This is a genomic window from Methylobacterium iners (genome assembly GCF_022179305.1).
Classification (GTDB): Bacteria; Pseudomonadota; Alphaproteobacteria; order Rhizobiales; family Beijerinckiaceae; genus Methylobacterium; species Methylobacterium iners.
The window spans coordinates 70,491-96,105 of the sequence record NZ_BPQP01000020.1 but is presented as its reverse complement, the minus strand read 5'-3'; the positions used below and the strand labels follow the sequence as shown (position 1 = coordinate 96,105).

General features: G+C 68.6%; 20 protein-coding genes and 1 pseudogene. 10 read left to right on the top strand and 11 right to left on the bottom strand.

Annotated features, from left to right (window positions below):
- Positions 1–4 precede the first annotated feature (4 nt).
- Positions 5–916, bottom strand: a complete 912-nt coding sequence (locus MFF55_RS07405; RefSeq protein WP_238243442.1) for a GAF and PAS domain-containing protein — start codon at positions 914–916, stop codon at positions 5–7.
- Positions 917–1,322: 406 nt separating this feature from the next.
- Positions 1,323–2,906 carry a PAS domain-containing hybrid sensor histidine kinase/response regulator family protein gene (locus tag MFF55_RS07400; RefSeq protein ID WP_238243441.1) on the bottom strand — a complete coding sequence of 528 codons (1,584 nt, stop codon included), beginning with the start codon at positions 2,904–2,906 and terminating at the stop codon, positions 1,323–1,325.
- Between the two features lie 245 nt (positions 2,907–3,151).
- Here MFF55_RS07400 and MFF55_RS07395 point away from each other — a divergent pair, with 245 nt between their 5' ends.
- Together MFF55_RS07395 and MFF55_RS07390 are read left to right on the top strand one after the other, a co-directional pair.
- Positions 3,152–3,697 (top strand): lipocalin-like domain-containing protein, encoded by a 546-nt coding sequence (locus MFF55_RS07395; RefSeq protein WP_238243440.1) that lies wholly within the window; start codon positions 3,152–3,154, stop codon positions 3,695–3,697.
- A gap of 30 nt (positions 3,698–3,727) precedes the next feature.
- Positions 3,728–4,321: pseudogene (locus MFF55_RS07390) on the top strand (magnesium chelatase subunit ChlI family protein); the annotation flags it as partial.
- Between the two features lie 21 nt (positions 4,322–4,342).
- On the opposite strand, the gene MFF55_RS07385 reads toward MFF55_RS07390, so the two are convergent.
- Positions 4,343–5,764 carry a mannose-1-phosphate guanylyltransferase/mannose-6-phosphate isomerase gene (locus MFF55_RS07385; RefSeq protein ID WP_238243439.1) on the bottom strand — a complete coding sequence of 474 codons (1,422 nt, stop codon included), beginning with the start codon at positions 5,762–5,764 and terminating at the stop codon, positions 4,343–4,345.
- A 31-nt stretch (positions 5,765–5,795) separates the two neighbouring features.
- Positions 5,796–7,961: a methylmalonyl-CoA mutase gene (gene scpA / locus MFF55_RS07380; protein WP_238243438.1), complete on the bottom strand. Its 2,166-nt coding sequence runs from the start codon at positions 7,959–7,961 to the stop codon at positions 5,796–5,798.
- A gap of 91 nt (positions 7,962–8,052) precedes the next feature.
- On the opposite strand from scpA, the gene MFF55_RS07375 reads away from it, so the two are divergent.
- A complete protein-coding gene (locus MFF55_RS07375; RefSeq protein WP_238243437.1) occupies positions 8,053–8,271 on the top strand; it encodes a hypothetical protein in 219 nt (72 codons plus the stop codon).
- A 24-nt stretch (positions 8,272–8,295) separates the two neighbouring features.
- Here the strand turns inward: MFF55_RS07375 and MFF55_RS07370 are convergent, their stop codons facing one another.
- Positions 8,296–9,372: a quinone-dependent dihydroorotate dehydrogenase gene (locus tag MFF55_RS07370; protein ID WP_238243488.1), complete on the bottom strand. Its 1,077-nt coding sequence runs from the start codon at positions 9,370–9,372 to the stop codon at positions 8,296–8,298.
- A 2-nt stretch (positions 9,373–9,374) separates the two neighbouring features.
- The gene (locus MFF55_RS07365; RefSeq protein ID WP_238243436.1) at positions 9,375–9,731 is read right to left on the bottom strand and encodes a DUF952 domain-containing protein; all 357 of its coding nucleotides are present in this window, start codon (positions 9,729–9,731) and stop codon (positions 9,375–9,377) included.
- Positions 9,732–9,879: 148 nt separating this feature from the next.
- Between MFF55_RS07365 and MFF55_RS07360 the strand changes: the two genes are divergently transcribed.
- From MFF55_RS07360 to MFF55_RS07350, 3 genes are all read left to right on the top strand, one after another.
- On the top strand, positions 9,880–10,512 hold the full coding sequence (locus MFF55_RS07360) for a S24 family peptidase (RefSeq protein WP_238243435.1): 633 nt from the start codon (positions 9,880–9,882) through the stop codon (positions 10,510–10,512).
- A gap of 84 nt (positions 10,513–10,596) precedes the next feature.
- Positions 10,597–11,715: an ATP-binding protein gene (locus tag MFF55_RS07355; RefSeq protein ID WP_238243434.1), complete on the top strand. Its 1,119-nt coding sequence runs from the start codon at positions 10,597–10,599 to the stop codon at positions 11,713–11,715.
- Positions 11,716–11,845: 130 nt separating this feature from the next.
- Entirely contained in the window at positions 11,846–12,820 is a 975-nt protein-coding gene (locus tag MFF55_RS07350; protein WP_238243433.1) for a TIM44-like domain-containing protein, read from the top strand.
- Between the two features lie 381 nt (positions 12,821–13,201).
- Here the strand turns inward: MFF55_RS07350 and rsmA are convergent, their stop codons facing one another.
- From rsmA to lptF, 5 genes are all read right to left on the bottom strand, one after another.
- Positions 13,202–14,035, bottom strand: a complete 834-nt coding sequence (gene rsmA / locus MFF55_RS07345) for a 16S rRNA (adenine(1518)-N(6)/adenine(1519)-N(6))-dimethyltransferase RsmA (protein ID WP_238243432.1) — start codon at positions 14,033–14,035, stop codon at positions 13,202–13,204.
- Positions 14,036–14,186: 151 nt separating this feature from the next.
- Positions 14,187–15,206 carry a 4-hydroxythreonine-4-phosphate dehydrogenase PdxA gene (gene pdxA, locus MFF55_RS07340; protein ID WP_238243431.1) on the bottom strand — a complete coding sequence of 340 codons (1,020 nt, stop codon included), beginning with the start codon at positions 15,204–15,206 and terminating at the stop codon, positions 14,187–14,189.
- 32 nt (positions 15,207–15,238) lie between these two features.
- Positions 15,239–17,899, bottom strand: a complete 2,661-nt coding sequence (lptD, locus tag MFF55_RS07335; RefSeq protein WP_238243430.1) for an LPS-assembly protein LptD — start codon at positions 17,897–17,899, stop codon at positions 15,239–15,241.
- Positions 17,899–18,987: an LPS export ABC transporter permease LptG gene (lptG, locus tag MFF55_RS07330; protein WP_238243429.1), complete on the bottom strand. Its 1,089-nt coding sequence runs from the start codon at positions 18,985–18,987 to the stop codon at positions 17,899–17,901. The genes lptD and lptG overlap by 1 nt, the downstream gene beginning before the upstream one ends.
- Before the next feature lie 3 nt (positions 18,988–18,990).
- Positions 18,991–20,160: an LPS export ABC transporter permease LptF gene (gene lptF, locus MFF55_RS07325; RefSeq protein ID WP_238243428.1), complete on the bottom strand. Its 1,170-nt coding sequence runs from the start codon at positions 20,158–20,160 to the stop codon at positions 18,991–18,993.
- A gap of 187 nt (positions 20,161–20,347) precedes the next feature.
- On the opposite strand from lptF, the gene MFF55_RS07320 reads away from it, so the two are divergent.
- From MFF55_RS07320 to msrP, 4 genes are all read left to right on the top strand, one after another.
- Complete coding sequence (locus tag MFF55_RS07320; RefSeq protein ID WP_238243427.1) at positions 20,348–21,844, top strand: leucyl aminopeptidase; 1,497 nt, start codon at positions 20,348–20,350, stop codon at positions 21,842–21,844.
- Between the two features lie 205 nt (positions 21,845–22,049).
- The gene (locus MFF55_RS07315; RefSeq protein ID WP_238243426.1) at positions 22,050–22,781 is read left to right on the top strand and encodes a hypothetical protein; all 732 of its coding nucleotides are present in this window, start codon (positions 22,050–22,052) and stop codon (positions 22,779–22,781) included.
- Between the two features lie 62 nt (positions 22,782–22,843).
- Entirely contained in the window at positions 22,844–24,538 is a 1,695-nt protein-coding gene (locus tag MFF55_RS07310; protein ID WP_238243425.1) for an AMP-binding protein, read from the top strand.
- A 118-nt stretch (positions 24,539–24,656) separates the two neighbouring features.
- Positions 24,657–25,613, top strand: a complete 957-nt coding sequence (gene msrP, locus MFF55_RS07305) for a protein-methionine-sulfoxide reductase catalytic subunit MsrP (protein WP_238243424.1) — start codon at positions 24,657–24,659, stop codon at positions 25,611–25,613.
- Positions 25,614–25,615 lie beyond the last annotated feature (2 nt).

Below are 25,615 nucleotides of genomic sequence, written 5' to 3'. Positions count from 1 at the left end.
CAGCTTATGGGGAGACATCGATCAGAGTGTCGAAGCGTGCTTCGCTTTCGCTCAGCGCACCCTGTGCTGATTTGAGATCATGGATGTCTGTACAGGTGCCGTACCACCGTGTGACATGTCCAAGGCTATCGCGCACGGGCTGGGCTCGTCCAAGTACCCATCGGTACTCACCGGAGCGATGCCGCAGACGATACTCGATGTGGTAAGGCTCACCTGAGGCCAAGCAGTGCCGCCAGACGCTCCAAGCCTTCTCCTGATCGTCAGGGTGGAACATGCCGTTCCACGCCTCGCCATCCGTTGAGCCTTCCGGGACCCCCGTGAACTCATACCAGCGTTGATTGTAGAAGTCGTGGAAGCCATCCGGGCGGGTTGACCAGACCATCTGGTCGATGCTGTCGGAGATGGCACGGAATTTCTGCTCACTCTCGGCAAGTTCAGCCTCGCGCATCGCCAAGCGGCGAACGAGCCGCTTCTGCTCAAGCTGCGCCATCACCTGTCTAGCTAGGGAGAGCAACCCCTCACCCTGTGCCTCCGTTAGACCTTCTGCTCGGGGTCGATGGTCGAGGACACAGACGGTGCCGAGGGGCAGGCCTTCAGAGGTCTCCAGAAGTGCGCCTGCATAGAAGCGCAGATGCGGCTTGCCTGTAACGAGCGGATTGGACGCGAAGCGTTCATCCTGCGTTGTATCAGGGATGACGAACAGGTCCTTCTGAAGCAATGCATGGGCACAAATAGAGAGGTCGATAGGCGTCTCGCGAAGACCCAGACCTACTTCATCTTTGAACCATTGCCGGGTGCTCTCGACAAAGTTGATGACTGCTATAGGCGCAGCGCAAACCTGAGCAGCAAGCTTGGCGAGATCGTCGAAGGCAAGCTCAGGCGGGGTGTCGAGGATGTTATAGTCACGCAGGGCCATGAGGCGGTCCGCCTGTAGCCAAGTTGCTTCAGTGCTACACCTCTGCGGGGGATGCCCAGCGATACTCATTTCGTTTACTGCCGTAGAAGGTGCCGAGTGGTGTCGGCCTGAAGCGATTCGCGCGAGCGCAGCATATGTTAAATCGTATCGCGAGGATTGGGGCGCAATTAAGTTGCGCAAAACACGAAAGGTCCGCGCTTGGCGGCGCTGAGCGACCGCGCAAATACAACCAGTGGCTGAGGCTATTGTTTTGAGGGTACGCCGCCATAGTTTTCGATGCGAGCGAAGGTGGGAAATCCGAAAAAGAGCCAGGGCGCGGAAGACCTATTGGATGTCGGTAAGTGGTTGATGTTAAAGGCGAGCCTATGCCTTTATTGCCCCATTCTGAATTTAACCAGCTACTCGGTCATGAAACTGGTCGAGTGAGCGGGACGACATTGCCCTGCGAGGGAGAGCGGGTCGCTGGTAAAGCGGTTCGCTCGACAGCGAGCATGAGCGCTGCGGGCTCGTAAGGCTTCGAGATCAGCGGGAAGCCTTCCTTCAACGCAATCGCCGCCTGATCGCTATAGCCTGTTGCCAGGAGTACAGGCAGCGTAGGCCAACGGCTCCGCACGCGCTTGGCGAGATCGTACCCGTTCATGCCCCCCGGCATCACAAGATCGGACAAGATCAGATCGAACGGCTCTCCCGAGTCGAGCACGTGAAGAGCCTCCGATGCGTTGCCCGCACTCACGACCGTATGGCGGCGCTCGGCCATCATGGAGGCAGCGACTTCCGCGACCTCGGCGTTGTCCTCGACCAGTAGAACATGAAGCGGATGCACGACCTCGCTGGGCTGGCGGCCAGTCTCGGCAGCCTCGGTGCCTTGCGCGCTCGTGCGAGGCAGCGAGATCGTGAAGGTCGTGCCGTGACCGACCTCGCTCGTCACGCGCACTGATCCATCCGACTGCTGGGCGAACGCGTAGACCTGCGGCAGACCCAGCCCGGTGCCTTTCCCCACATCCTTCGTGCTGAAGAATGGCTCGAAGGCGCGGGCGAGAACGTCTGGCGGCATGCCGTGTCCGGTATCGCTCACCGCAATCGCCACGCACTGTGCATGGTCGCCAACGGGTGCGGTGACGTTCTCCGTCCGAATGCGAAATTGCCCACCTTTGGGCATGGCGTCACGCGCGTTCACTGCGAGGTTAATGAGCGCGATTTGCAACTGCGATGGATCGACCTCGACGGGCCAGAGTCCTTCCGCAAGGTCGAACATGATATGGATGTCGCCTCGCAGCGACTGCTTCAGCATATCGTCCATCCCAAGGATCAGCCGGTTCACGTCCACCACCTCGGGCTGAAGGGTGTGGCGGCGGCCGAAGGCGAGTAGTTGCTGCGTGAGCTTACGCCCCTGCTCGACGGCTCGCATTGCGTTGTCGATCAGTCTCGGCCGACGCTCCTCGGGTGCGCGACGCAGGAGATCGAGATTGCCGAGCACGACAGTCAGCAGGTTGTTGAAGTCGTGCGCGATCCCGGAACTCAAGCCCCCAAGCGCCTCCATCTTCTGCGCCTGGAACAAAGAGGCGCGCGCCTTCTCCAGGGCCTGCTGCCCATTCTGGCGCTCGGTGATGTCCCGCGTGATCTTGGCAAAACCGACAAGCTCGCCGGTCTCGCTGCGGATCGCATCGATCACGACGCTGGCCCAGAAGCGAGTGCCGTCCTTGCGCACTCGCCAACCTTCTGCCTCGTACTTGCCCTCCCGCACCGCTGTCTCAAGCGCTCGGCCCGGAACACCTGTGGCGCGATCCTCTTCGGTGTAGAAGCGCGAGAAGTGCTGTCCGAGAATTTCCGCCTCGACGTAGCCTTTGAACCGTTCAGCGCCTGGGTTCCAGCTTGTGACGATGCCCGTGGGATCGAGCATGTAGATGGCGTAATCCGTGACCGCCTGGACCAAGAGCCGGAATCGTTGTTCGTCCATATGGCCGACTTGGAGTCGGGTGTCTGAAGACATGCCTGTCCCTCTTATTGCTGCTCGACTGTAGCAGAGGACGGCCCGATGAAGTCGCCTTAATCGTCGTGTTCGTCAGCATAGCGAACTCTTTGGAGGAGACGAATCAAATATCCTCGGGATGACAAGCGCTGGCAGAGTTTTCGCCAAATGACGGTGGGCATTAGCGAAGAATTCAGTGGCAACAATCCGCGATCTGCGCTCAGATTCCCCTCTGAGATTCATCCTGCGAATCAGAGGAGGCCCATATGAGAGTATTGGCAGCATTTATCGCGTTCTGCATGGCGGTACCCTCGGCCTACGCAATCGAGACGAAGGACTTGATCGGCAATTGGCGACTTGTAACTGCCACTCGACTGCTCGTGGATTCCAACGAAGTGATCAATGCTTATGGTGGTCCGAAACCAACCGGCTGGCTGAATTACAGTCCAGATGGCCGAGTGATGGTAGTTATTGCTCATGAAGGGCGAAAGAAGCCGGTATCGAATGATAAAATGACTGATGAAGATCGTATTGGATTGCACAAAAGCTTAGTCGCATATGCTGGAACATTCTCATTCGATGGTAAAAATGTAACACACAATATTGATACGTCTTGGAATGAAGTTTGGTCAGGAACTTCTCAAGTAAGAAATGCAGAGTATAAAGATAACAAGCTAATTATTTCGACTCCTCCATTTCGTTTTAACGTCGACGGCAAAATGAGCGTTGTCACTCTGACTTATGAAAAAACATCCGTGAATACTGAGCTAGGAGGCTGGCCGCGTTCTGTAGGATCACCTCCGAACATGTAGGGACGACAGAAGAGCGTCGCGGTAGGACTACCCCTGAGGAACCGAAGGTGGGAAATCGAAAAAACAGTCAACCACCGGATCACCTATCCGGCCCGGCTCCAGCTGGTGGCCGCGATGAATCCCTGCCGCTGCGGCCAGGCGCTCGAACCCGGCTATGCCTGCCGGCGCGGGCCGAACGAGCGCTGCGTGGCGCAGTACGGCGCCCGGATCTCAGGGCCGCTCCTCGACCGGATCGACCTGCGCATCGAGGTCGGCGCGGTGACCGCGGCCGACCTCATCCTGCCGCCGCCGACGGAAGGGTCGGCCGAGACGGCGGCGCGGGTGGCCGCGGCGCGCGAGATCCAGACCCGGCGCTTCGCCGCCCGCGGCCTCACGGGCGTGATCACCAACGCGACCTGTCCGGCCACCGTGATCGAGGAGGTCGCGGCACCCGATGCCGACGGCACGCGGCTCATCCGCGACGCGGCCGAGGCGATGCGGCTCTCGGCGCGCGGCTTCCACCGCACCCTGCGGGTCGCACGCACGCTGGCCGATCTCGACGGGACGGAGCGGGTCGGGCGCCTCCACCTCGCCGAGGCCCTGTCCTATCGCGGACGCGCGGAGCGGCCCGTCGCGATGGTCTGAGGCGCCGCGCCCGCCGTCCGCCTAGCGTCCGTAGATATCTTCGGTTCGGACGATGTCGTCCTCGCCGGTGTAGGAGCCGACCTGGACCTCGATCAGCTCGAGCGGGATCCGGCCCGGGTTGGCGAGCCGGTGCATCGACCCGATCGGCAGGTAGATCGCCTCGTTCTCGTGCACCAGCGACACGGCACCGTCCAGCGTCACCTCGGCGGTGCCCCGCACCACCACCCAGTGCTCGGCCCGGTGGAAGTGCTTCTGCAGCGACAAGCGCCCGCCCGGCGTGACCTGGATGCGCTTGACCTGGAAGCGCTCGCCGAGGTCGATGCGTTGGTACCAGCCCCAGGGGCGGTACATGCGCCGATGCGCGTCCGCCTCCGGGTGCCCGGCCGCGCGCAGCTGCGCCACCAGCTCCTTGACCTGGCCCGAGCGCGCCTTGGAGGCCACCAGCACCGCGTCGGGCGTGGTCACCACCACCACGTCGTCCAGCCCCACCACCGTGGTCAGCCCCTCGCCCTCGCTGTGCACCAGGCTGTTCGTCGTCTCCACAAGCTCGACCCGGCCGCGCACGGCGTTGCCCTGCGCGTCTCGCCCCAGCACGCCCCAGACCGCGTCCCAGGTGCCGACATCCGACCAGGCGAAGGAGACCGGCAGCACGCCGGCGAGCTCGGTCCGCTCCATGACGGCGTAGTCGATCGAGGTCTTGGGCGCCTGCCCGAACGCAGCCGCGTCGAGCCGCACGAAGTCGAGGTCGCGCGTGGCATGCTCCAGCGCGGCCTCAGCGGCGTCGAGCACCGCGGGGACGTGGCGGCGCAGCTCCGCGAGCATCACGTCGGCGCGAAACAGGAAGTAGCCGGCGTTCCACAGCGCGCCCTCGGCGATCAGGTCGTGAGCGCCCTCAGCATTCGGCTTCTCGACGAAGCGCGCGACGGCGTAGGCGCCGGGCACGCCCTCGAGGGCGGGCCCGCGCCGGATGTAGCCGTAATCGGTGGCGGGCTTGGTCGGCGCGATGCCCAGCGTCATGATCTGACCGGCCCGCGCGCCGATCGCGGCGGCGCGTGCGGCGGCGGCGAAGGCGGGCGCGTCCTCGATGACGTGGTCGGCGGCCAGGATCAGGACCACGGCCTGGGGGTCGCGAGCGGCCGCGTGCAGGGCGGCGACCGCCACGGCGGCGGCCGAGTCGCGCCGCTCGGGCTCGAGCAGGATGTCGGCGCCGACGCCGACCTGGGCGAGTTGCTCGGCGACGATGAAGCGGGCGTCCGCTGCCGTGATCACGGTGGGACGGGCGAAGGTGGAGGCGTCCGTGACCCGCTCCACCGTCGCCTGGAAGGTTGAGCCTCTCGCATCCACCAGCGCCGTGAACTGCTTGGGCATGCTCTCCCGCGACGCAGGCCACAGCCGCGTGCCCGACCCACCACACAAGATGATCGGATAGATCTGATCCGCCACGCTGCTATGCTCCATCTCTTCGCCGACGGCTCTATTCCGCCGCTTGGCGGGCGACGTAGCCCAGGCGCTCGTTGAGCTCGCCGATGAGCCTCACCGCGGCCTCCGCGATCACCGTGCCGGGCGGGAAGATCGCCGAGGCGCCGGCCTCGTACAGCGCCGGGTAGTCGCCCGGCGGAATGACGCCGCCGATCACGATCATCACGTCGTCGCGGCCGGCCTCGGTCAGGGCCGCCTTCAGCTCCGGCACCAGGGTGAGATGGCCGGCGGCCAGGGACGAGACGCCGACGATGTGGACGTCGTTCTCCACCGCCTGGCGCGCCGCCTCCGCCGGCGTGGCGAAGAGCGGCCCGATATCGACGTCGAAGCCGAGATCGGCGAAGGCCGAGGCGATCACCTTCTGGCCGCGATCGTGCCCGTCCTGGCCCATCTTGGCGACGAGGATGCGCGGGCGCCGGCCATCGGCCTCCTCGAACGCCTCCACGAGCTTGCGCACGGTCTCGACCACCGGGGACATGCCGCCCACCTCCCGCTTGTACACGCCCGAGATCGAGCGGATCTCGGCCCGGTGCCGGCCCCAGGCCCGCTCCAGCGCCTCGGAAATCTCGCCGACCGTGGCCTTGGCCCGAGCAGCGTTCACGGCCAGCTCCAGGAGGTTGCCCTCGCCGTCGGCGGCCTTGGTCAGGGCGGCCAGCGCCGCGTCGACGTCGGCCTGGCTGCGCTCAGCGCGCAGGCGCTTGAGCTTGTCGATCTGGAGCGTCCGCACGTTGCCGTTGTCGACCCGCATCAGCTCGACGATGCGGTCGTCCTCCGGCTTGAACTTGTTGACGCCGACGATGGTCTGGCGGCCGGAATCGATCCGGGCCTGGGCGCGGGCCGCCGCCTCCTCGATCCGGAGCTTCGGGATGCCGGCCTCGATGGCCTTGGCCATGCCGCCGAGCTCGTTGACCTCGCGGATGTGCTCCCAGGCGCGGGTCGCGATGTCCTGCGTCAGGCGCTCGACGTAGTAGGAGCCGCCCCAAGGGTCGACGATGCGGGTGGTGCCGCTCTCCTGCTGCAGGAAGAGCTGGGTGTTGCGGGCGATCCGGGCCGAGAAGTCGGTGGGTAGCGCCAGCGCCTCGTCCAGCGCGTTGGTGTGGAGCGACTGTGTCCCGCCCTGCGTCGCCGCCATCGCTTCGATGCAGGTGCGAGTGACGTTGTTGAACACGTCCTGCGCGGTCAGCGACCAGCCGCTCGTCTGCGAGTGGGTGCGCAGCGGCAGCGACTTGTCGGATTTCGGGTCGAACTCCTTGACGAGGCCGGCCCAGATCAGGCGCGCCGCCCGCATCTTGGCGATCTCCATGAAGAAGTTCATGCCGATCGCCCAGAAGAACGACAGCCGCGGCGCGAACTGATCAATGGTGAGGCCGGCGCCCTGGCCCGCCTTGATGTACTCGACGCCGTCGGCCAGCGTGTAGGCGAGCTCGAGGTCCTGCGTCGCGCCGGCCTCCTGCATGTGGTAGCCGGAGATCGAGATCGAGTTGAACTTCGGCATGTGGGCCGAGGTGTAGGCGAAGATGTCGCCGATGATCCGCATCGAGCCCTTGGGCGGGTAGATGTAGGTGTTGCGGACCATGAACTCCTTGAGGATGTCGTTCTGGATCGTGCCCGCGAGCCTCGAGGGCGGCACGCCCTGCTCCTCGGCCGCCACGATGTAGAGGGCGAGAATGGGGAGCACCGCGCCGTTCATGGTCATCGACACGGTCATCTCGTCGAGGGGGATCCCCGAGAAGAGCGTCCGCATGTCGTAGATCGAGTCGATGGCCACGCCCGCCATGCCGACGTCACCCGAGACGCGGGGATGGTCGGAATCGTAGCCGCGGTGGGTGGCGAGGTCGAAGGCGACCGAGAGGCCCTTCTGCCCGGCGGCGAGGTTGCGTCGGTAGAAGGCGTTCGAATCCTCGGCCGTGGAGAAGCCGGCATATTGCCGGATCGTCCAGGGCTGGGTGACGTACATCGTCGGGTAGGGGCCGCGGAGATACGGCGCGAGGCCCGGATAGGTGTGCAGGAAGGGAATGCCCTCGCGATCGGCCGGGCCGTAATGCCCCTTCACGGGAATGCCCTCGGGTGTCATCCAGGGCTCGCCGACCGGCGGGGGCGGCGCCTGGACGGCGTCGGCCGCGTAAGGCAGCGTCGTGAAGTCGGGAATGCGGGACGTCATGGGGGCGTGCTCGTCGGCGGGCAATCCGCGGCATTATAGGGATGACGGGGGGCGGTGCCACTCGTAATCGCCCGAGCCGGAGAGAGCAGGCATGCGCACCCGCACCCGACTCCTCGCCGCCGTGATCGCTTCCCTCGTGGTCGGGATCGGCGCGACGGGCCACGATCGCTGGAGCGCCGGGCGGGCGGCGGAGACCGGGGCCGTCTCGCAGATGGGGCCGGTCCGATCGATCCTGCTCGGCCTCGCCGCGGGGTTCGTCGTCCTCGCCGGCACCGGCCTGCGCCGGCCACCATCTGGCAGGCGGCCGTAATCCGGAGGCGGGGAGGTCCGCTTCCTACCCGTCGATCCGTGCGAGTGCGGCCGCATCGCGTCCCACGATGCCCGCGAGTCCGGCTCCTTCCTTCCGCAGCCGATCGAGCAGCCCCGCCTTGATGCGGTCGACGAGTCCGGGTCCCTCGTAGACGAGCGCCGAGTAGAGCTGGACGAGGCTCGCGCCGGCCCGGATCTTGGTCCAGGCGGCCTCGGCCGAGTCGATGCCGCCGACGCCGACGAGCGGGATCTTGCCCTCGACCCGCAGGTAGGTCTCCGCGAGCAGCCGGGTCGAGGCCGCGAAGAGGGGCCGACCGGAGAGGCCGCCGGCTTCACCGCTCACCCGCGTCTCCGCCAGGGTCGCGGGTCGCGCCACGGTGGTGTTCGAGACGACGAGGGCCTGGACGCCCCGGCGGAGCGCCGTCGCCACGATCGCGTCGAGGGCGCCGAGGCCGATATCAGGAGCGATCTTCAGGAGGATGGCGGTGGCGGGCTGGACGTCGTCGCGGGCGGCCACGACCCGGGCGAGCAACTCGTCGAGGAAGGCCTCGCCCTGGAGGTCGCGCAGGCCCGGCGTGTTCGGCGAGGAGACGTTGACGGTCACGAAATCCACGACGGGCGCCAGCGCCTGAGTGCAGGCGACGTAATCGGCCAGCCGATCCGCGGAATCCTTGTTCGCGCCGATATTGACGCCGACGAGGCCCGGGCGCCCGCGGCGGGCGGTCAAGCGTGCGCCCACCACGTCGAGGCCCTCGCTGTTGAGGCCGAAGCGGTTGATGATTCCACCGTCGCGAGGGAGCCGGAAGACACGGGGACGCGGATTGCCCGGCTGGGGCCTGGGCACGACGCCGCCGACCTCGACGAAGCCGAAGCCGAGCCCGAGCAGGGCGTCGGGCACCCGCGCGCCCTTGTCGAACCCCGCCGCGAGGCCGACCGGGTTCGGAAAGCGCCGCCCCAGCACCTCGACGGCGAGGCGGGGATCGTCCGGCGCGGGGCGCAGCGGCGGCAGCAGGGAGAGGCCGCGGATGGTGAGGTCGTGCGCGGCCTCCGGGTCGAGCCCGTGCAGGACTGGCTTGGCGAGGGGAAAGAGCGCGCCGATCATGCTCATGACCCTGCCGACAGGACGCGCGGTGGGAAGACGTGCCGCCCGTCCGGCCCAAGCGGCAGATCATGGACCGCGCGCACCGCGTCGAGGGGAAGGTCGCCGTAGAGGTGGGGGAAGAGGGCGCCACCGCGGGAGGGCTCGAAGCGCAGGGCCGCGCCGAGCGTTTCGGCCTCCACTGCGACGAGCACGAGGTCCTCCACTCCTGCGAAGTGGCGGGCGGCGGTTTCCGCCACCTGCGCGGCGGTGGAGAAGTGGATGAACCCGTCGGCTACGTCGACGGGCGCGCCGGTGAAGCGGCCCGCCGCCTCGGCTTCGCGCCAGAGGGGGCGGGGGCAGATCTTATAGAGGATGGGCATCCTTCTGCGATAGAATGCGGGCTCCCCCGCCGCAACCGGGTCGCGGGGCCGCGGCAGGCGTTCCAACCGTTGCTTTCCCCAGGCGTTAGTTCTACTTTCCTACAGCTAGGCTGGCGGTCTTAGCCGGCGCCATCGCCAGGAGCCCGTGATGCTGTCCCACGAGCAGATCTGGACCGCCATCGATCGCTTGGCCGAGCGCTACGGCTTCTCCGCCTCGGGCCTCGCCCGGCGCGCGGGGCTCGACGCGACGAGCTTCAACCGCTCGAAGCGGATCGGCCCTGACGGGCGCAAGCGCTGGCCGTCGACCGAATCGGTCTCGAAGGTGCTGGCCGCCACGGGCGCCAGCCTCGACGACTTCCTGCGCCTGATCGAGGCCCGCGAAGGCCCCCCCCGGACAACGGTGCCGCTGATCGGCATGACCCAGGCGGGATCGGGCCGCCTGTTCACCGACGAGGGCATGCCCACCGGCGGCCCGGGCTGGGAGGAAATCGACTTCCCCGACCTCGGCGAGGAGCGCGCCTTCGCCCTGGAGGTCCAGGGCGATTCGATGCAGCCGCTCTACCGCGACGGCGACGTGCTCATCGTCTCGCCGAGCGCCGGCGTCCGCAAGGGCGACCGCGTCGTGGTCCGGCTCAGCGCGGGAGAGGTGCTCGCCAAGGAGCTCAAGCGCAAGACGGCCCGCACCATCGAGCTCGCCTCCCTGAACCCGGAGCACCCGGACCGCACCGTCAATGTCGGCGAGATCGCCTGGATCGCGCGGGTGATGTGGGTGCGGCAGTAGGCGAGCAGGTTGGCCATCACGCCGGATGCGTCTATCGCTGGGCCTCGGCGGGAGAGCGACTTTCCAAGGGCGCGAAGGCATATCATGGCGCTGCCTGACCTGGACGTTCGATCCGACGAGGCCCCGGGGCCGGAGACCGTCGCCCTGCTGACGGCCTGCGCTGTTCCCGCCTTCCTGAGCGATGCCCGCCGGCCGGGCGCGCCGATCGTCTTCGCCAATCCCGCCTTCCTGGCGCTCACCGGCTACACGTCCGAGGAGGTGATCGGCCGCGACGGGCGCTTCCTGCATGGCGAGCGGGCGGATCGGGAGGCGCGCGCCGCCTGGGCGGAGGCGCTCGGCGGGACGCCGGGGACCGAGCTGCTCGCTTCCCGCAAGGACGGCGCAACCTTCTGGGCCTGCCTCTCCGTCGCCCCCGTGCCAGGGCCGGACGGCCCGCCCGCCTATCGCCTCGGCCAGATCGTCGACGTGACCCGGCGGCGCGATGCCGAGGGGGCGCTCGTTCTCTCCCGGCGGCGCGAGGCGCTGGGGCTTCTCACCAACAGCGTGGCGCACGAGTTCAACAACTTCCTCCAGATCCTGATCGGCTACATCGACGGGCTGAAGCGGCGCCTCGGCGACCGGCCCGAACCCTTCATCCAGCGGGCGATTGTGCGATCCACCGACGCCGCGGAGCGGGCGACGATCCTGACCCGGCAGCTCCTCGCCTTCTCCCGCCGGATCGCGCCGGACGTGCGGCCCGTCGACCTGAACGCGCTGATCACGGACTTCGCCAAGGGCTCTCGGCCGAGCCTGCCGGCCCGCATCGCCCTCAGGATCGAGACCACGCCGGGCCTCAGCCCCTCCTTGAGCAACCCGACCCAGGTCGAGTTCGCCCTCACCCACATCCTCGCCAATGCCTGCGAGGCCATGCCGAACCCGGGCACCATCACGGTCGCCACCTTCGCGGTCGCGCCGGGCGATCACGGCATGCAGCGCCCCGCCGACGGGGCGGTGGGCATCGCCGTGACCGACACGGGCCAGGGCATGTCGCCCGAGATGGCGGCCCGGGCGCTCGCCCCCTTCGCGACGAGCCGGGAGGCCGGGCGCGGCACGGGGCTCGCCATCGTTCACGGCCTCATGAAGCGGCAGAACGGAACCGTCGCCCTCGACAGCCGCCCCGGAGAAGGTACCATCGTGCGGCTGATCTTCCCCGCCGCGGTCTGAGGATGCGTCGGATTTTAACCGCACCCGACATCAAACGCTCATCGGCGATGGACTAAAACTTCGCCCCACACGTCACCATATGAGTTCAGGCGATCCCGCCAGGACTTTCCAATTCGTCAGAGGCGATTTCATGCTCACCTCCCTCACGCGTCGCAAGCGCGCTGCCGCCATCCTCGCGGTCGCCGCGTCGCTGGCGATGGCCGCGCCCGTCGTCGAGGCCCGTCCGGGCGGCGGCGGTGGCATGGGCTCGCGCGGTTCCAAGACCTACGCGCCGCCCTCCGCCACCACGACCGCGCCCGGCAACGCCGCGCCGATCCAGCGCACGCAGACGCAGCCAGGCCCGACCAATCCGGGCATGAACCCGGCGGCCCAGCAGCGACCCCGCTTCGGCGGCGGCTTCATGGCCGGTCTCCTCGGGGCGGGCCTGCTCGGCGCCCTCTTCGGCGCCGGCTTCTTCGGCGGCCTCGGCGGCCTCGCCTCGATGATCGGCTTGCTGCTGCAGGTCGGCCTGCTCGTCCTCGTCGTCGCCCTCGCGGTGCGCTGGTTCCGCCGGCGTCAGGAGGGACCGGTCGCGGCCGGTCATGCGCGCACGGGCCTCGATCAGGGTCCCGGCCCGCAGGGTCCGGCTCGCAACGGGCTCGGCGGCGGTCTCGGCATGAACGCCGCGCCAGCGGCGGCTCCCGCCGTGGCGCCCGTCGCGGTTGGCAAGGTCAATGTCGGCCCCGGCGACTTCGAGAGCTTCGAGATCGCCCTCAACGACGTGCAGGCCGCCTATGGCCGCGAGGATGTCGCGTCCCTGCGCAACCTCGCGACGCCGGAGATGGCCGGCTACTTCGAGGAGGAGCTGCGCGCCAACGCCGCCCGCGGCGTGGTCAACCGCATCTCCGACGTGAAGCTCCTCCAGGGCGACCTCTCGGAGGCCTGGAGCGAGGGCCGCAACGAGTACGCCACGGTGGCCATGCGCTACGCCATCAAGGACGTCACCCTCGACCGCCGCACCAACGCGGTCGTCGAGACCGGCGAGCCCGAGGCCGTCGAGCTCTGGACCTTCGTGCGCGAGCGCGGCGGTCGCTGGATCCTCTCGGCGATCCAGCAGGGTCGCTGATCCGTCGATCTTCCTGAGGTAATTGTTGAGAGGGCCGCGCGGGACCATCGCGCGGCCCCTTCTCTTTGGGCGACGTCCCGTGAGTCTCCGAGTGATCGGAACGATCGTGCGGCACTCTCCTCCCTCTTACGGGGAGGGCGATCGCGGATGGGGTTGGTCAATTCCCTTTGTCATTCCGGGGCTGCGAAGCAGAGCCCGGAAGCCAGAGCCGCTGACGAGGCAGGCTGGATCGCCACCTGCGGTTCTGGGTTCCGGGCTCGCCTGACGGCGCCCCGGAATGACAAAGGGGGTAGAAGGCACCCCCACGGCTGGAGGACGATCTCATCGGCGCTCGCCCAAATACGAGAGGAGAGACGCGCGAACGATCTGCCGATGCCGCCCTCAGAGCGCCTGCGCCATGGCGACGAAGCCTGCCACCGGCACCTCCTCCGCCCGCGCCGTCTCAGGGATGCCGGCAGCCGCGCAGAGGCGGGCCGGGTCGGGTGTCGCCGCCTTCAGGCTCTGGCGCAGCATCTTGCGGCGCTGCCCGAAGGCGGCGCGGGTGACGCGCTCCAGCGCGTCGACGGCGCAGGGCAGGGGAGCGGTCCGCGGCGTCAGCCGGACCACGCTCGAGGTCACCTTGGGCGGCGGCACGAAGGCCGAGGGCACGACGTCGAACAGGATCGAAGCCTCGGTGCGCCAGCCGCAGAGCACCCCGAGCCGTCCGTAATTCGCGCGGTCGGTTTCGTCGGCCCCGATGCGCTCGGCGACCTCGCGCTGGAACATCAGGGTCAGCGAGTCCCACCAGGGCGGCCAGAGCCCGGCCGTGAGCCAGCCCGTCAGCAGCGGCGTGCCGATATTGTAGGGGAGGTTGGCCACGATGCGGGCCGGGCCTGCGCCGACGAGAGGCAGGGGATCGAAGGCGAGGGCATCGGCATCGACGATGTCCAACCGGCCGGGATAACGCGCGGCGATCTCGGCCAGTGCCGGCAGGGCGCGCGGGTCCCGCTCGATCGCCACGACGCGGGCGGCGCCGGCCGCGAGCAGCGCCCGCGTGAGCCCGCCCGGCCCGGGGCCGATCTCGACCACCGTCACCCCTTCGAGGGGGCCGGCGGCGCGGGCGATGCGCCCGGTGAGGTTGAGGTCGAACAGGAAGTTCTGGCCGAGCGCCTTCTTCGGCTCGAGGCCGTGGCGACGCACGACCTCGCGCAGGGGCGGAAGACCGTCGTCGGTCATGGGCGCCATCCGCCGCACTCCCTTCCCGCCTGAAGGCCGTGCGCGAGAGCCGTGTCGGGCTCCCTCCCCCAGGGGGAGAGGGTTGGGGTGAGGGGCCTGCGTTGCCCGGAGGGGGCACGCCTCTCACCCTCTAGGAGCGGGGACCCGCGCCTCACCCGCATCGCGCCGCCATCCTGGCCGCGAGGCGTAGCGCCGCCATCAGGCTGTCCGCGCCGGCGATGCCCCGGCCGGCGATGTCGAAGGCGGTGCCGTGGTCCGGCGAGGTGCGCACGAAGGGCAGGCCGAGCGTGACGTTGACGCCCTCGTCGAAGGCCAGGGTCTTGATCGGGATCAGGGCCTGGTCGTGGGTCGGGCACAGGGCCACGTCGTAGGTCGCCCGGGCGCGCTCGTGGAACAGGGTGTCGGCGGGCAGCGGCCCGCGGATGTCGATGCCCTCGTTCTGCAGGGCCAGGACGGCGGGTTCCAGCACGTCGCGATCCTCCGTGCCCATCGTGCCGGCCTCCCCGGCATGGGGGTTGAGGCCGGACAGGACGAGGCGGGGCCTCTCGATTCCGAAGCAGCGGGTGAGGTCGGCCGCGACGATCCGGGCCGTGCGCGTCACGAGGTCCCCGGTCAGCAGCTCCGGCACCTGCCGCAGGGCCACGTGGATCGTGACCGGCACCACCGCGAGCGTCTCGCTCCAGAGCAGCATCACCGGCAGCGGCACGGGCTCGCCCGGCGGCACGGCGAGGGCGGCCAGGAACTCGGTGTGGCCCGGATAGGCGAAGCCGACCTGCGTCAGCACGTATTTGGCGATGGGGTTCGTGACGAGGGCGGCGGCCGTACCGGATCGGACAAGATCGACCGCGGTCGTGATCGATTCGAGCGTCGCCCCGGCATTGGCCGGGTCGGGCCGTCCCGCGATCGCCGCGACGCGGGCGCCGCTCGGCAGCGGCATCACGGGAAGCGCGCGGGGAAATACCTCGACCGCCCAGTCCGGGCCGACCTCCGCCACCGGGACCTGCAGCCCGATCTCGCTCGCGCGTCGCTCGATGAAGTCAGGGTCGCCGACGAGGAAGAAGGGCGGCAGGCCGGGACCCGCGTCGCGGGCGCGCCAGGCGGCGAGCGCGATCTCGGGGCCGATCCCGGCAGGATCGCCGAGGGTCAGGGCGATGGGGCGATGGGCGTTCATGGGATCGCGCTCCGGCGAGGGGCGGACCCTCCTTACCGCACCGTGGCGATGCCGTCCGCGGTCGTCGCGTTGCCGACGTTCTGGCGCAGGTCCGCCTCGCCCAGCGTCTTCAGCTCGACGCGCAGGAGGACCGTCTGGTTGCGCTCGCGGGTGCCGAGCGCCGTGGCGATCGGCGAGACGATGTAGTTCACCGAGACCGTGGTGCACTCGTCCTGGTAGCCGGCGCCGAGGCTCATGCCCGAGAAGTAGAACCGGCCGGGATTCTCGTAGATCGGCGCGGTGCCGATGGGATTGGCGAGGTAGGTCTTGAGGGCGTCGGTGTAGATGTCGCGCACGTCGAGGTAGTGGGTGAGGTCGACGAGCGCCGAGCCGGACAGGAACCAGTTCGGCGTGATGTGATAGGTCGCCGACGCCGTCAGGCCCTCGCGGCGATGGCTGAAGCCGAGCGCCGGCTGCGCCTCGTAGAAGGAGTAGAACAGCGACAGGTCAACCGGCGCGAAGGGCGCGAGGCGGGCGATCGCGCCGGTCTCGAAGCGGTTGACGGACAGGTCCGTGTTGTCGAAGCGCGCGCGGCTGATCAGGCTGATGTTCTGGTTGGGCGAGAGCTGGAAGCGCCCGACGAAGTCGGAGGCCCGGCTCTCGAGCCCTGAGTTCAGGCCGACATTGGCGATGTCGCCCCGCCGGAACGAGTTGACGCCCGCGACCTGGATCGACTGGCCGAACAGGACGTTGGCGTACCAGCCGGCCGGCGTGACCACCGAATATTGCGCGCCGAGATTGGTGCGCACGCCGCCCTCGACCCGGTCGTAGCCGGAGAACTTGTCCCACTCGAACAGCGAGGTGTCGTCGAAGACCAGGCTCTGGGCGTCCTCGTTGGGCAGCCGGCCGATCTGGGTCTCGCTCGGCCGCGCGATCACCTGGGCGATCGGCTCGAAGGTGTGGACGCCGAGCGGCCCGAAATTGCTGACGAACGGGTAGCGGTAATCGATTCCGATCGCCGGCATGACGCGGCCGGAGAAGTCCCCATCCTGCGTGGTGATGTTCTGGACGAGCGCGTTCTGGTAGCCGGAATTGCGCGGATCGACGAAGAACGCGTCCGTGCGCAGGTAGGCGAAGGGCGTGATCACCTGGCCGGCATCGTCGATGAAGGTCCGCCGCCAGGAGGCCTGGGCGGACAGGCGGGTGTTGGTGCCGGCAAGTCCGCGGATCAGGCAGGCGCCCCGGGCGAAGATCGTGCAGGTGTCGTAGAGCGGGTAGCTGATGCCGTTGGCGCTCGGGCTCAGCAGGTAGGTCCCGGTGCGCGGGATGCCCTGGAAGTCCGTGGCCTCGCGGGTCAGGCTGGTGACGTTCGACTCGAAGCGGACCTCGCCGCCGAGCGGGTCCGGCCCGTTGAGGCGCTTGTCGTAGTCGATGACGGGCGCGACGATCGGCTGTTCCTTCTGCCAGTCGAAGCTCGACAGGCTCTTGAAGTAATAGGCCCGGGCCTCGAACCAGGAGCGGTCGCCCTGTCCGATCAGGTAGGCCGTCGACACCGCCTCGCGGAAGTAGTCCGTGACGATGCTCTGGTTGCGGATGCGGTAATTGTCGAGGAACCACTTGTCGGTGACGCCGACGAGGTCCCAGCCCGCCCGCCAGTTCTCGTTGATGTAGAACTGGCCCTTGGACTCGACCGAGCCGCGGAAGTCGCGGTCGCCGGCGCCCAGCGGGCCTGGCAGGAAGGCGCTCGGCGTCGTCTGGAAGATGCCCGAGAGCCGAAGGTTGTAGAAGCCGGTGTCGAGCCGGTGCCGGAACTCGCCCTGGCCGAGCACGCCCTGGTTGCTCAGGAAGGCGGGTGAGAGGGTCAGGTCGTAGTTCGGCGCCAGGTTGATGAAGAAGGGCGTGGCGACGCCCTGGCCGAGCGCCGTCGAGGAGATGAAGCGCGGCGTCAGGAAGCCGGTCTTGCGCTTCACCGTCGGGTCGGCGGCCTCGAAATAGGGCAGGTAGGCGACCGGGATGCCGGCGATCTCGAGGGTCGATTCCTCGAAGGCGACGACGTGGGTCACGTTGTCGTGGACGATCTTGGTGGCGCGGATCTGCCAGAGCGGCGGGTTCTCCGGCCGGGTCTTGCAGGGCTCGCAGGCGGTGTAGGTGCCGTAGTCGAAGCTCGTCTGGTCGCCCTCGATCCGCTCGGCGCGCGGCGCCGAGAAGCGCACCCGCACGGGCTGGCCCTTGGCCTCGACGGTCTGCTGGATGCGAAGCGCATCAATGAAGCCGTTCTTGAAGTCGTCGGTCAGCTCCATCCGCTCGCCGGTCAGCACCGCGCCGGTCTCGTCGGTGAGCCGAACGTTGCCCTCGGCGAAGACGCGGCTCGTCTTGCGGTCGTAGCGGACGCGGTCGGCCTGGAGCGTGCGCGGGCCGTAGGTCAGCTCGGCATTGCCGCGGGCGGTGACCGTGTTGTTGTCGTTGTCGTAGATGAGCTCCTGCGCCTCGACGAGCAGGCGCTCGGCGGGCTTGGCCGAGGGCTTGGCGGAAGGCGTGGCTTGTGCGGGCCTGCGGGCCGTCTGCGCAGCCGCCTCCGACACCAGCGCCGTGGGCACGGCGGCCGAGAGCAGCGCCGGCAGACCGGCGGCAACCGCGATGGTGGCGACCCTACGCAACGCGCGTCCCAACTCCTGCCGCAGCCCCGTCGCGCCGTCCTGCCAGGTCACCGGCATCAGCCGTCCTCCTGGTAGAGAAGCGTGAGCGTACCGAGAAGACCCCCTACCACGGCGGGGAACCATGCCGCCACCGTCGGCGCGACGATCCCGGCCGCACCGAGACCCTCCATGACCTGCCGGGCGACGTAGAGCAGGAAGCCCGCCGCCACCCCGCCGAGCACCAGCCGGCCCACTCCACCAAAGCGGAAGAACCTTAAGGAAACGGTCGCCGCCACGAGCACCATGGCGACGAAGAGCAGCGGCCTCGCCATCAGGACATCGTACTGGAGTCGGTAGCGGGTGGCATCCAACCCCGCCCGCTCGGTCCGTGCGATGGTGGGGGCCAGTTGCCAGAAAGGCACAGATTCCGGGGGGGTGAAGCGCTGGCGGACCTGGCCGGGGTCGAGGGTCGAGGCGATCAGGTAGGTGTCGAAGCTCTCGGGCGGCTCGCCCTGCCGCAGCAGGCGGGTGTCCTGCAGCTCCCAGTAGCCGTCGTGCAGCCTCGCCCGGGCCGCCTCGATCTGGGACTGGAAGGCACCCGCGTCGTCGAAGGTGAAGACGGAGACGCCGGCCAGCGTCGTCGTGCCCTCGATGGCCGTCTCGGCGCGGATGATGGCCTGCCCGTCGAGGCTGCGCTGCCGGATCCAGAGGTCCTTGCCCGAGCTCGCCTTGGTGGATCGGGCGAAGATCTTGGCCTCGATCTCGGTCGAGCGCTGCTTCAGGAGGGCCGAGACGGGGTTGTAGATCCCGACCGTGAAGAGCCCGAGGGCCAGGGCCACGAACACGCCCGGCTGCAGGAACTGCCAGGCCGAGATGCCGGCGGCGCGGGCCACCACGAGTTCGAGCTTGCGCGAGAGCTGGAGCAGGGCGGCCATCGATCCGAACAGGATCGCGAAGGGCAGGACGCCCTCGGCCACCGCCGGCGTGCGGTAGAGGGCGAGCTGCGCCATCAGGCCCGCGGAGGCGCCTTCGGCATCGCCGGCCCGGCGCAGCAGCTCAACGAAGTCGAGCGTGTAGACCAGCGCGAACACGGTGGTGAACACGCCGAGCACCGTGCGCAGGAAGCGCAGCGCGAAGTAGCGCCCGAGGGTCGCGCCGATCAGCATGGCTCAGCCGGCGCCGAGGCGCGGGCGGCCCGCGAGCGAGGCGACGAGCCCGCCGATCCCGGCCGCGAGCCGGGCGCGGGCCGCCCGCATGGCCGGCCCGTGGAAGATGATCAGGCTCGAGAACCCGATGGTCAGCAGCGGCACGGCGTAGACCGCGATCACGGCGCCGGGACTGCGGGCCGCCGCGCTCGTCGCGGCGAAGCCCGCGATGCGCGCGGCGACCACCGCGAGGATGGCGCCCGCCACCGCGAGGCCGCGGCCCTGCCGGGTGGTCCGTGGATCGCCCAACGCCGCGAAGGCGATGAAGGTGAAGGCCAGCGGATAGAGCCAGGAGGAGAGCCGGTCGTGGAACTCGGCCCGGAAGCGGCCCTTCTGGAGCTGGTAGTAGCCCTCCGTCTTGTCGGGGAACAGGAGCTGGGCCGTCGAGCGCTCGCGGGGCTTGTAGATCACGTCCCCGTCCGGCGGCGTGAAGGCCGCGAGGTCGACGGTGTAGCGCTCGAACGTGATGATCGAGGAATCGCGGCTGTCCTTCTGTTGCCGGTGGATGCTGCCCTTCTCCAGCGCGAGGTAGCTCTGGCCGTCATACTCGGTCGCGACGCCCCGCTCGGCGAGGTAGACCACCGATTTGCCCGGCTCGCGCTTGTCCTGGATGAACAGGCCGAGCAGGGCGCCGCCGGGGCCGCGCTCGCGGAAATGGAAGGTGAGCCCGCTGTCGAGGCTCGTGAACTGGCCCTCCTTGACGACGTTGGCGATGAAATCGCCCCGCACCCGGGTGACGACGTCGCGCAGCTCCTGGAAGCTCGAGGGCATCACCTGGATCGTCAGGAAGGCCACCGCGAAGCTCACGGCGAGGCCGAGCGTCGCGAAGGGCCGCAGGATGCGCCGCGGCTGCATCCCGGCCGCCGACATCACGATGAGCTCGGAATCCCCGTTGAGCTTGTTGAGAGCGTAGACCACCGCGATGAACAGGGCGGCGGGCGCGATCACGGTGATGAGCGTCGGGATCGAGAGGCCGGTGATCAGGAGGAAGATGAGGAGCGTCTGACCCTTGGCCGTGATCAGGTCGAGCTCGCGCAGGGCCTGCGTCACCCAGATCGTGCCGGTCAGGCCGATCAGGCAGGCGAGGAAGGCCCCGAGCGCGATTCTGAAGATGTAGCGCTCGATCTGGCTCATCGGCTCTCACGGGTCGTGCGGTCGCCCCCCACACTGCCGTCATCCCATTCTCGGCGCGTTAATTCGGGCCGTTTCACGGCGACCCGGAGCGCGTTGCGTTCTACGGCTCAACGGGTACACAGGAGGCTCGGGCGCCGCGGCCCCAGGGCGGCGCAGCCGAAAACGAAGCTATGTGGAAAGTCAGGTCATGGCGGACGGTATCACGATCGCGTTCGAACCGCTCGGGCGCGTCGGCCGAGGCGATCTCGTCCTGTTCGTGGGCGACGACCTCGCCCTGGCGCCGGGCATCGTCGAGACGATCGGCCAGGCCGGCGCGGACCTCGTCGCCCGCGCCTCGGCGAGCGAGCGTTTCAAAGGCAAGTCCCTCTCCGCCTTGAGCCTTCCGGCGCCCACGGGCCTCGACGTCGACCGCCTCGTCGTGGTCGGGCTCGGCTCCGAGAAGGACCGCGCCAAGATCGACTGGCCGGCGCTCGGCGGCTTCACGGCGAGCAAGGTCCAGGGCCGCCAGGCCCATGTCGCCCTGGCTGCCACCGGCCTCACCCTCACGCCCGAGAACGCCGCGGACTTCGCGCTGGGCGCGCGGCTGCGGCACTACAGCTTCGATCGCTACAAGACCAAGAAGAAGCCCGAGGGCGAGGAGGCGGGCGGCACCGCGCTGACCCTGATGGTGGCGGACCCCGTCGCGGCCCGGAACGCCGCGCGCGAGGCGGACGCGGTGACGGAGGGCGTCATCATCGCCCGCGAACTCGTGAACGAGCCGCCGAACATCCTCTACCCGGAGGAGTTCGCCCGCCGGGCCGAGGAATTGCGGACGCTCGGCGTCGAGGTCGAGGTGCTCGATCCGGCCCGGCTCGCCGAGCTCGGCATGGGCGCGCTGCTCGCGGTGGCGCAGGGCTCGTCCCGCGAGGCGCGGGTGGTGATCCTGCGCTGGAACGGCGCCGCCGATCCGGCCGAGGCGCCGCTCGCCTTCATCGGCAAGGGCGTCTGCTTCGATTCCGGCGGCATCTCGATCAAGTCGGCCGGCGGCATGGAGGACATGAAGGGCGACATGGGCGGCGCCGCCTGCGTCGTCGGGACCCTGCACGCCCTGGCCTCCCGCAAGGCCAAGGTGAACGTGGTCGGCGCCATCGGCCTCGTCGAGAACATGCCCGACGGCAACGCCCAGCGCCCCGGCGACATCGTCACCTCGATGTCCGGCCAGACCATCGAGATCATCAACACCGACGCGGAAGGCCGTCTCGTGCTGGCCGACGTGATCTGGCACGTGCAGGGCGCCTACAAGCCGCGCTTCATGATCGACCTCGCGACGCTCACCGGCGCGATCATCGTGGCGCTCGGCCAGGACATCGCCGGCCTGTACTCGAACGACGACGAGCTCTCGGCCAAGCTCGCCGCCGCCGGCGAGGCCACGGGCGAGACGGTCTGGCGGATGCCGCTGATCCCGGCCTACGACAAGGCGATCGACTCGAAATTCGCCGACATGAAGAATTCCGGCGGCCGCCACGGCGGCGCGGCCACGGCGGCCTCGTTCATCAAGCGCTACGTCAACGACGTGCCCTGGGCACATCTCGACATCGCCGGCGTGGCGATGTCGTCCTCGTCGAGCGAGATCAACCGGAGCTGGGGTGCGGGCTGGGGCGTGCGCCTGCTCGACCGGCTCGTGCGCGACAATTACGAGGGATGAGCCCGGGTTCCATCATCCCACTTTGTCATTCCGGGGCGCCGCAGGCGAGCCCGGAACCCATAGCCGCCGACGTAGACAGGCTGGATCGCGACCTGCGGTTCTGGGTCCCGGGCTCTACTTCGCAGCCCCGGGATGACAAAGGTGGTGGGACTGCCTTCCCGAGCGAAACCAGCATAAAGCCTGCGAGACTGGCGGGCGCCGGGACATGAGTCCCCGCGTCTCCGCCCTCCTGCCGCTGGCAGCAGCGCTCCTGGCTCTCGGCCTGACGGCGGCCACGAGTTTCGACCAGCGCGCGTCCCTGCCGGCATGGGCCGAGGCCTACCGCTACGGCTTCTTCCTCGACCGCTATCCGCTCTTCGCCTTCGCGATCGTGTACGGTCTCGCCTGGCTCGTCGTCGCGGCCACCGCCCCCGGGCCGGCCTCGCTCGCGCGGCGAGGGCTCGGCGGCCTCATCGGTGCGGGGCTGCTCCTCGCCCTCAGCCTTTATCCGACCTTCGGCGGGCTCGTGCTGCGCGGCGGTTTCGGCAGCGGCAGCCTCGTCTTCCTCGCCCAGCAGCCGATGATCCTGGCCTACGCCATCGGCGCGGCCGTGGCGGCCCTCGTCTTCGGCACGGGGCTCGGCCTCGGGAGCCTGCTGATCGGGCGGCCGGCTGGGCCGAAGCGCGGCGTCCCGCGTGCCTTCCTGGCCGGCGCGGGCGGGCTCGGCGTGCGTCTCCTCGCGCTCTGGTTTGCCGCGGCTGTCCTCGGGCTGGCCCGCGAGGCGGGGTTCGGCGCTTGGCCGCGCCGGCCGCTGACCGGCCAGGACCTCGCCGTTGCCGCCGCGCTCCTCCTCGTCGCCTTCCTCCCCCACACGCTCCTGACGGCTTTGCGCAAGAGCGGTGGATCGCGGGAAGCCGCGCACCCTCATGGGTTGATCCCGCAGCCGGGTTACGGATAGATGGTTTAGATGTGAACGAAGGCGGCACCAAGCCGTCGCGTCGCATGCAAGGGAGGAACGACATGGCTAAGGACCGAGGCGCCGCGCGCCCGTGGCTGTCCTCCTATCCGCCGGGGGTTCCGGCAAAGATCGACGCGGGCAGTGTCGGCACGCTGGTCGACCTCTTCGACGACAGCGTGAAGCGCTTCGCCGAGCGCCCGGCGGTCCAGTGCTTCGGCTCGCTCCTCACCTACGCCTCCATCGGCGCCTCGGCCGAGGCGCTCGCGGCTTGGCTCGCGACGCAGAACGTCGCCAAGGGCGACCGCGTCGCCCTGATGATGCCGAACGTGCCGGCCTATCCGGTCGCCATCTTCGGCGTTCTGCTCGCCGGCTGCACAGTCGTGAACGTCAACCCGCTCTACACCCCGCGGGAACTGACGGCGCAGCTCAACGATTCCGGCGCCCGCATCCTCCTGGTACTCGAGAACTTCGCCCACACCGTCGCCGAGGCCCTGCCGAACGTGAGCCTGGACCGGGTCGTCGTCGTCGGCCCCGGCGATTGCCTCGGCCTCAAGGGCCGCGTCCTCGGCCTCGCCTCCCGTTACATCAAGAAGGCGGTGCCGGCCTACGCGCTGCCGGGCAAGCTGGGGACCACGTTCGAGGCGGTCCTGCGCCAGGGCCGCGCCCTGCCGCGCAAGCGCTTGCCCGTCTCGCCCGACGACCTCGCCTTCCTGCAATACACGGGCGGCACCACCGGCGTCGCCAAGGCGGCGATGCTGACCCACCGCAACATCATGACGAACGTCACCCAGTCCCAGGTCTGGTTCGGCGTCACGCCGCAGGACAGTCAGCAGCGGGTGATGGTGACGGCGCTGCCGCTCTATCACATCTTCGCGCTGACCTGCTGCTTCTTCTTCTTTATGAGAATTGGAGGCTGCTGCCTCCTGATCCCGAATCCGCGCGACGCCGACGGCTTCATCAAGACCCTGAAGGCCAACCGCTTCACCCACCTTTCGGGGGTGAACACGCTGTTCAACCTCCTGCTCAACCATCCCAAGATCGGCGAGGTCGACTTCTCGCAGATCGAGTTCACCATCGCCGGCGGCATGGCGATCCAGGGGCCGGTCGCCGCGAAGTGGAAGGCGGTCGCCGGCCACGCCATCGTCGAGGGCTACGGGCTCTCGGAGACCTCGCCGGTGGTCTGCGTCAACCCGGCCGGCGTCACGGACTGGACCGGCACGATCGGGTACCCGCTCCCCTCGACGGACGTCTCGATCCGGGCGCTGGACGGATCGGTCGCGCCGGTGGGCGAGCCGGGCGAGCTCTGCGTGAAGGGCCCTCAGGTGATGGCGGGCTACTGGAAGCGCCCGGATGAGACGGAGCGGGCGACCACGGCGGACGGCTATTTCCGCACCGGCGACGTCGCCGTCCAACAGGCGGACGGGCAGTTCAAGATCGTCGACCGGATGAAGGACATGATCCTGGTCTCGGGCTTCAACGTCTACCCGAACGAGATCGAGGAGGTCCTGGCCGGGCATCCGGGGATCCTCGAATGCGCCGTCGTCGGCGCCGAGAACGAAGAGACCGGGGAGATGGTCGTCGCCCACGTCGTCAAGCGCGAGGACGAGGTGACCGCCGACGCGATCCGCACCTATGCCCGCTCGCAGCTCACGGGCTACAAGGTGCCGCGCAAGGTCGTGTTCCACGACAGCCTGCCCAAGACCAATGTCGGCAAGGTACTGCGCCGGGCGCTCAGGGACGACCAGCCGGCGGCGTGACGCCGCGGCCTGTAACCGGACGACCCCTCCGCTCGTATGGTGAGCGACGGCCGGCTTGCGCGCGTGGCGACGCGTGCCAATGTCGTTGCCACGCGTTCGCACGATCCGAGGGTTCGACATGCATATCAGGCGCAAGCGCGGCTGGGAGATTCCGGAGCATCTCGCCACGCCGGAGGCCGTTTTCCTCGACCGCCGGGCCCTGCTCGGCGGTGCCGCCGGTCTCGCGGCGGTCTCGCTCCTCGACGGCCGCGCCGCCCACGCGGCTGCCGACCCGACGACGGATCTCTACCCGGCCAAGCGCAACGAGGCCTTCGTCCTCGACCGCGAGGTGACGCCGGAGCGCTACAGCGCGGATTACAACAACTTCTACGAGTTCGGCACGTCGAAGACCGTGCGGCCGGCCTCCGATGCCCTCAAGACGCGGCCCTGGACCATCAAGATCGATGGGCTCGTGGAAAAACCCTTTGAGATCGGGATCGACGACCTGATCCGGAAGATGAGCCTGGAGGAGCGGCTCTACCGCCATCGCTGCGTCGAGGCCTGGTCGATGTCGGTGCCCTGGACCGGCTTCCCCATGTCGAAGCTCGTCGCGCTGGCCAAGCCCACGTCCGGCGCGAAGTACATCCAGATGCAGACCTTCCTCGACAAGGCCGTGGCCAAGGAGCAGCGCAGTTTCCTCTATCCCTGGCCCTACACGGAAGGGCTGACCATGGCCGAGGCCAACAACGACCTCGCCTTCCTGGTGACCGGCGTCTACGGCAAGCCGCTCGCCAACCAGTTCGGTGCGCCGATCCGGCTCGCCGTGCCGTGGAAGTACGGCTTCAAGTCGGTGAAATCGATCACGAAGATCTCCTTCGTCGCCGAGCGACCCAAAACCTTCTGGGAAGGCCTGCAATCGGCCGAGTACGGCTTCTGGGCGAACGTGAACCCGGCCGTGGCACATCCGCGCTGGAGCCAGGCCACGGAGCGCGTGCTCGGCACCGACAATCGTGTCCCGACCCTGATTTACAACGGCTACGGCGAGCAGGTGGCCGAGCTCTACAAGGGCCTGGAGAAGGAGCGGCTGTTCGTGTGACG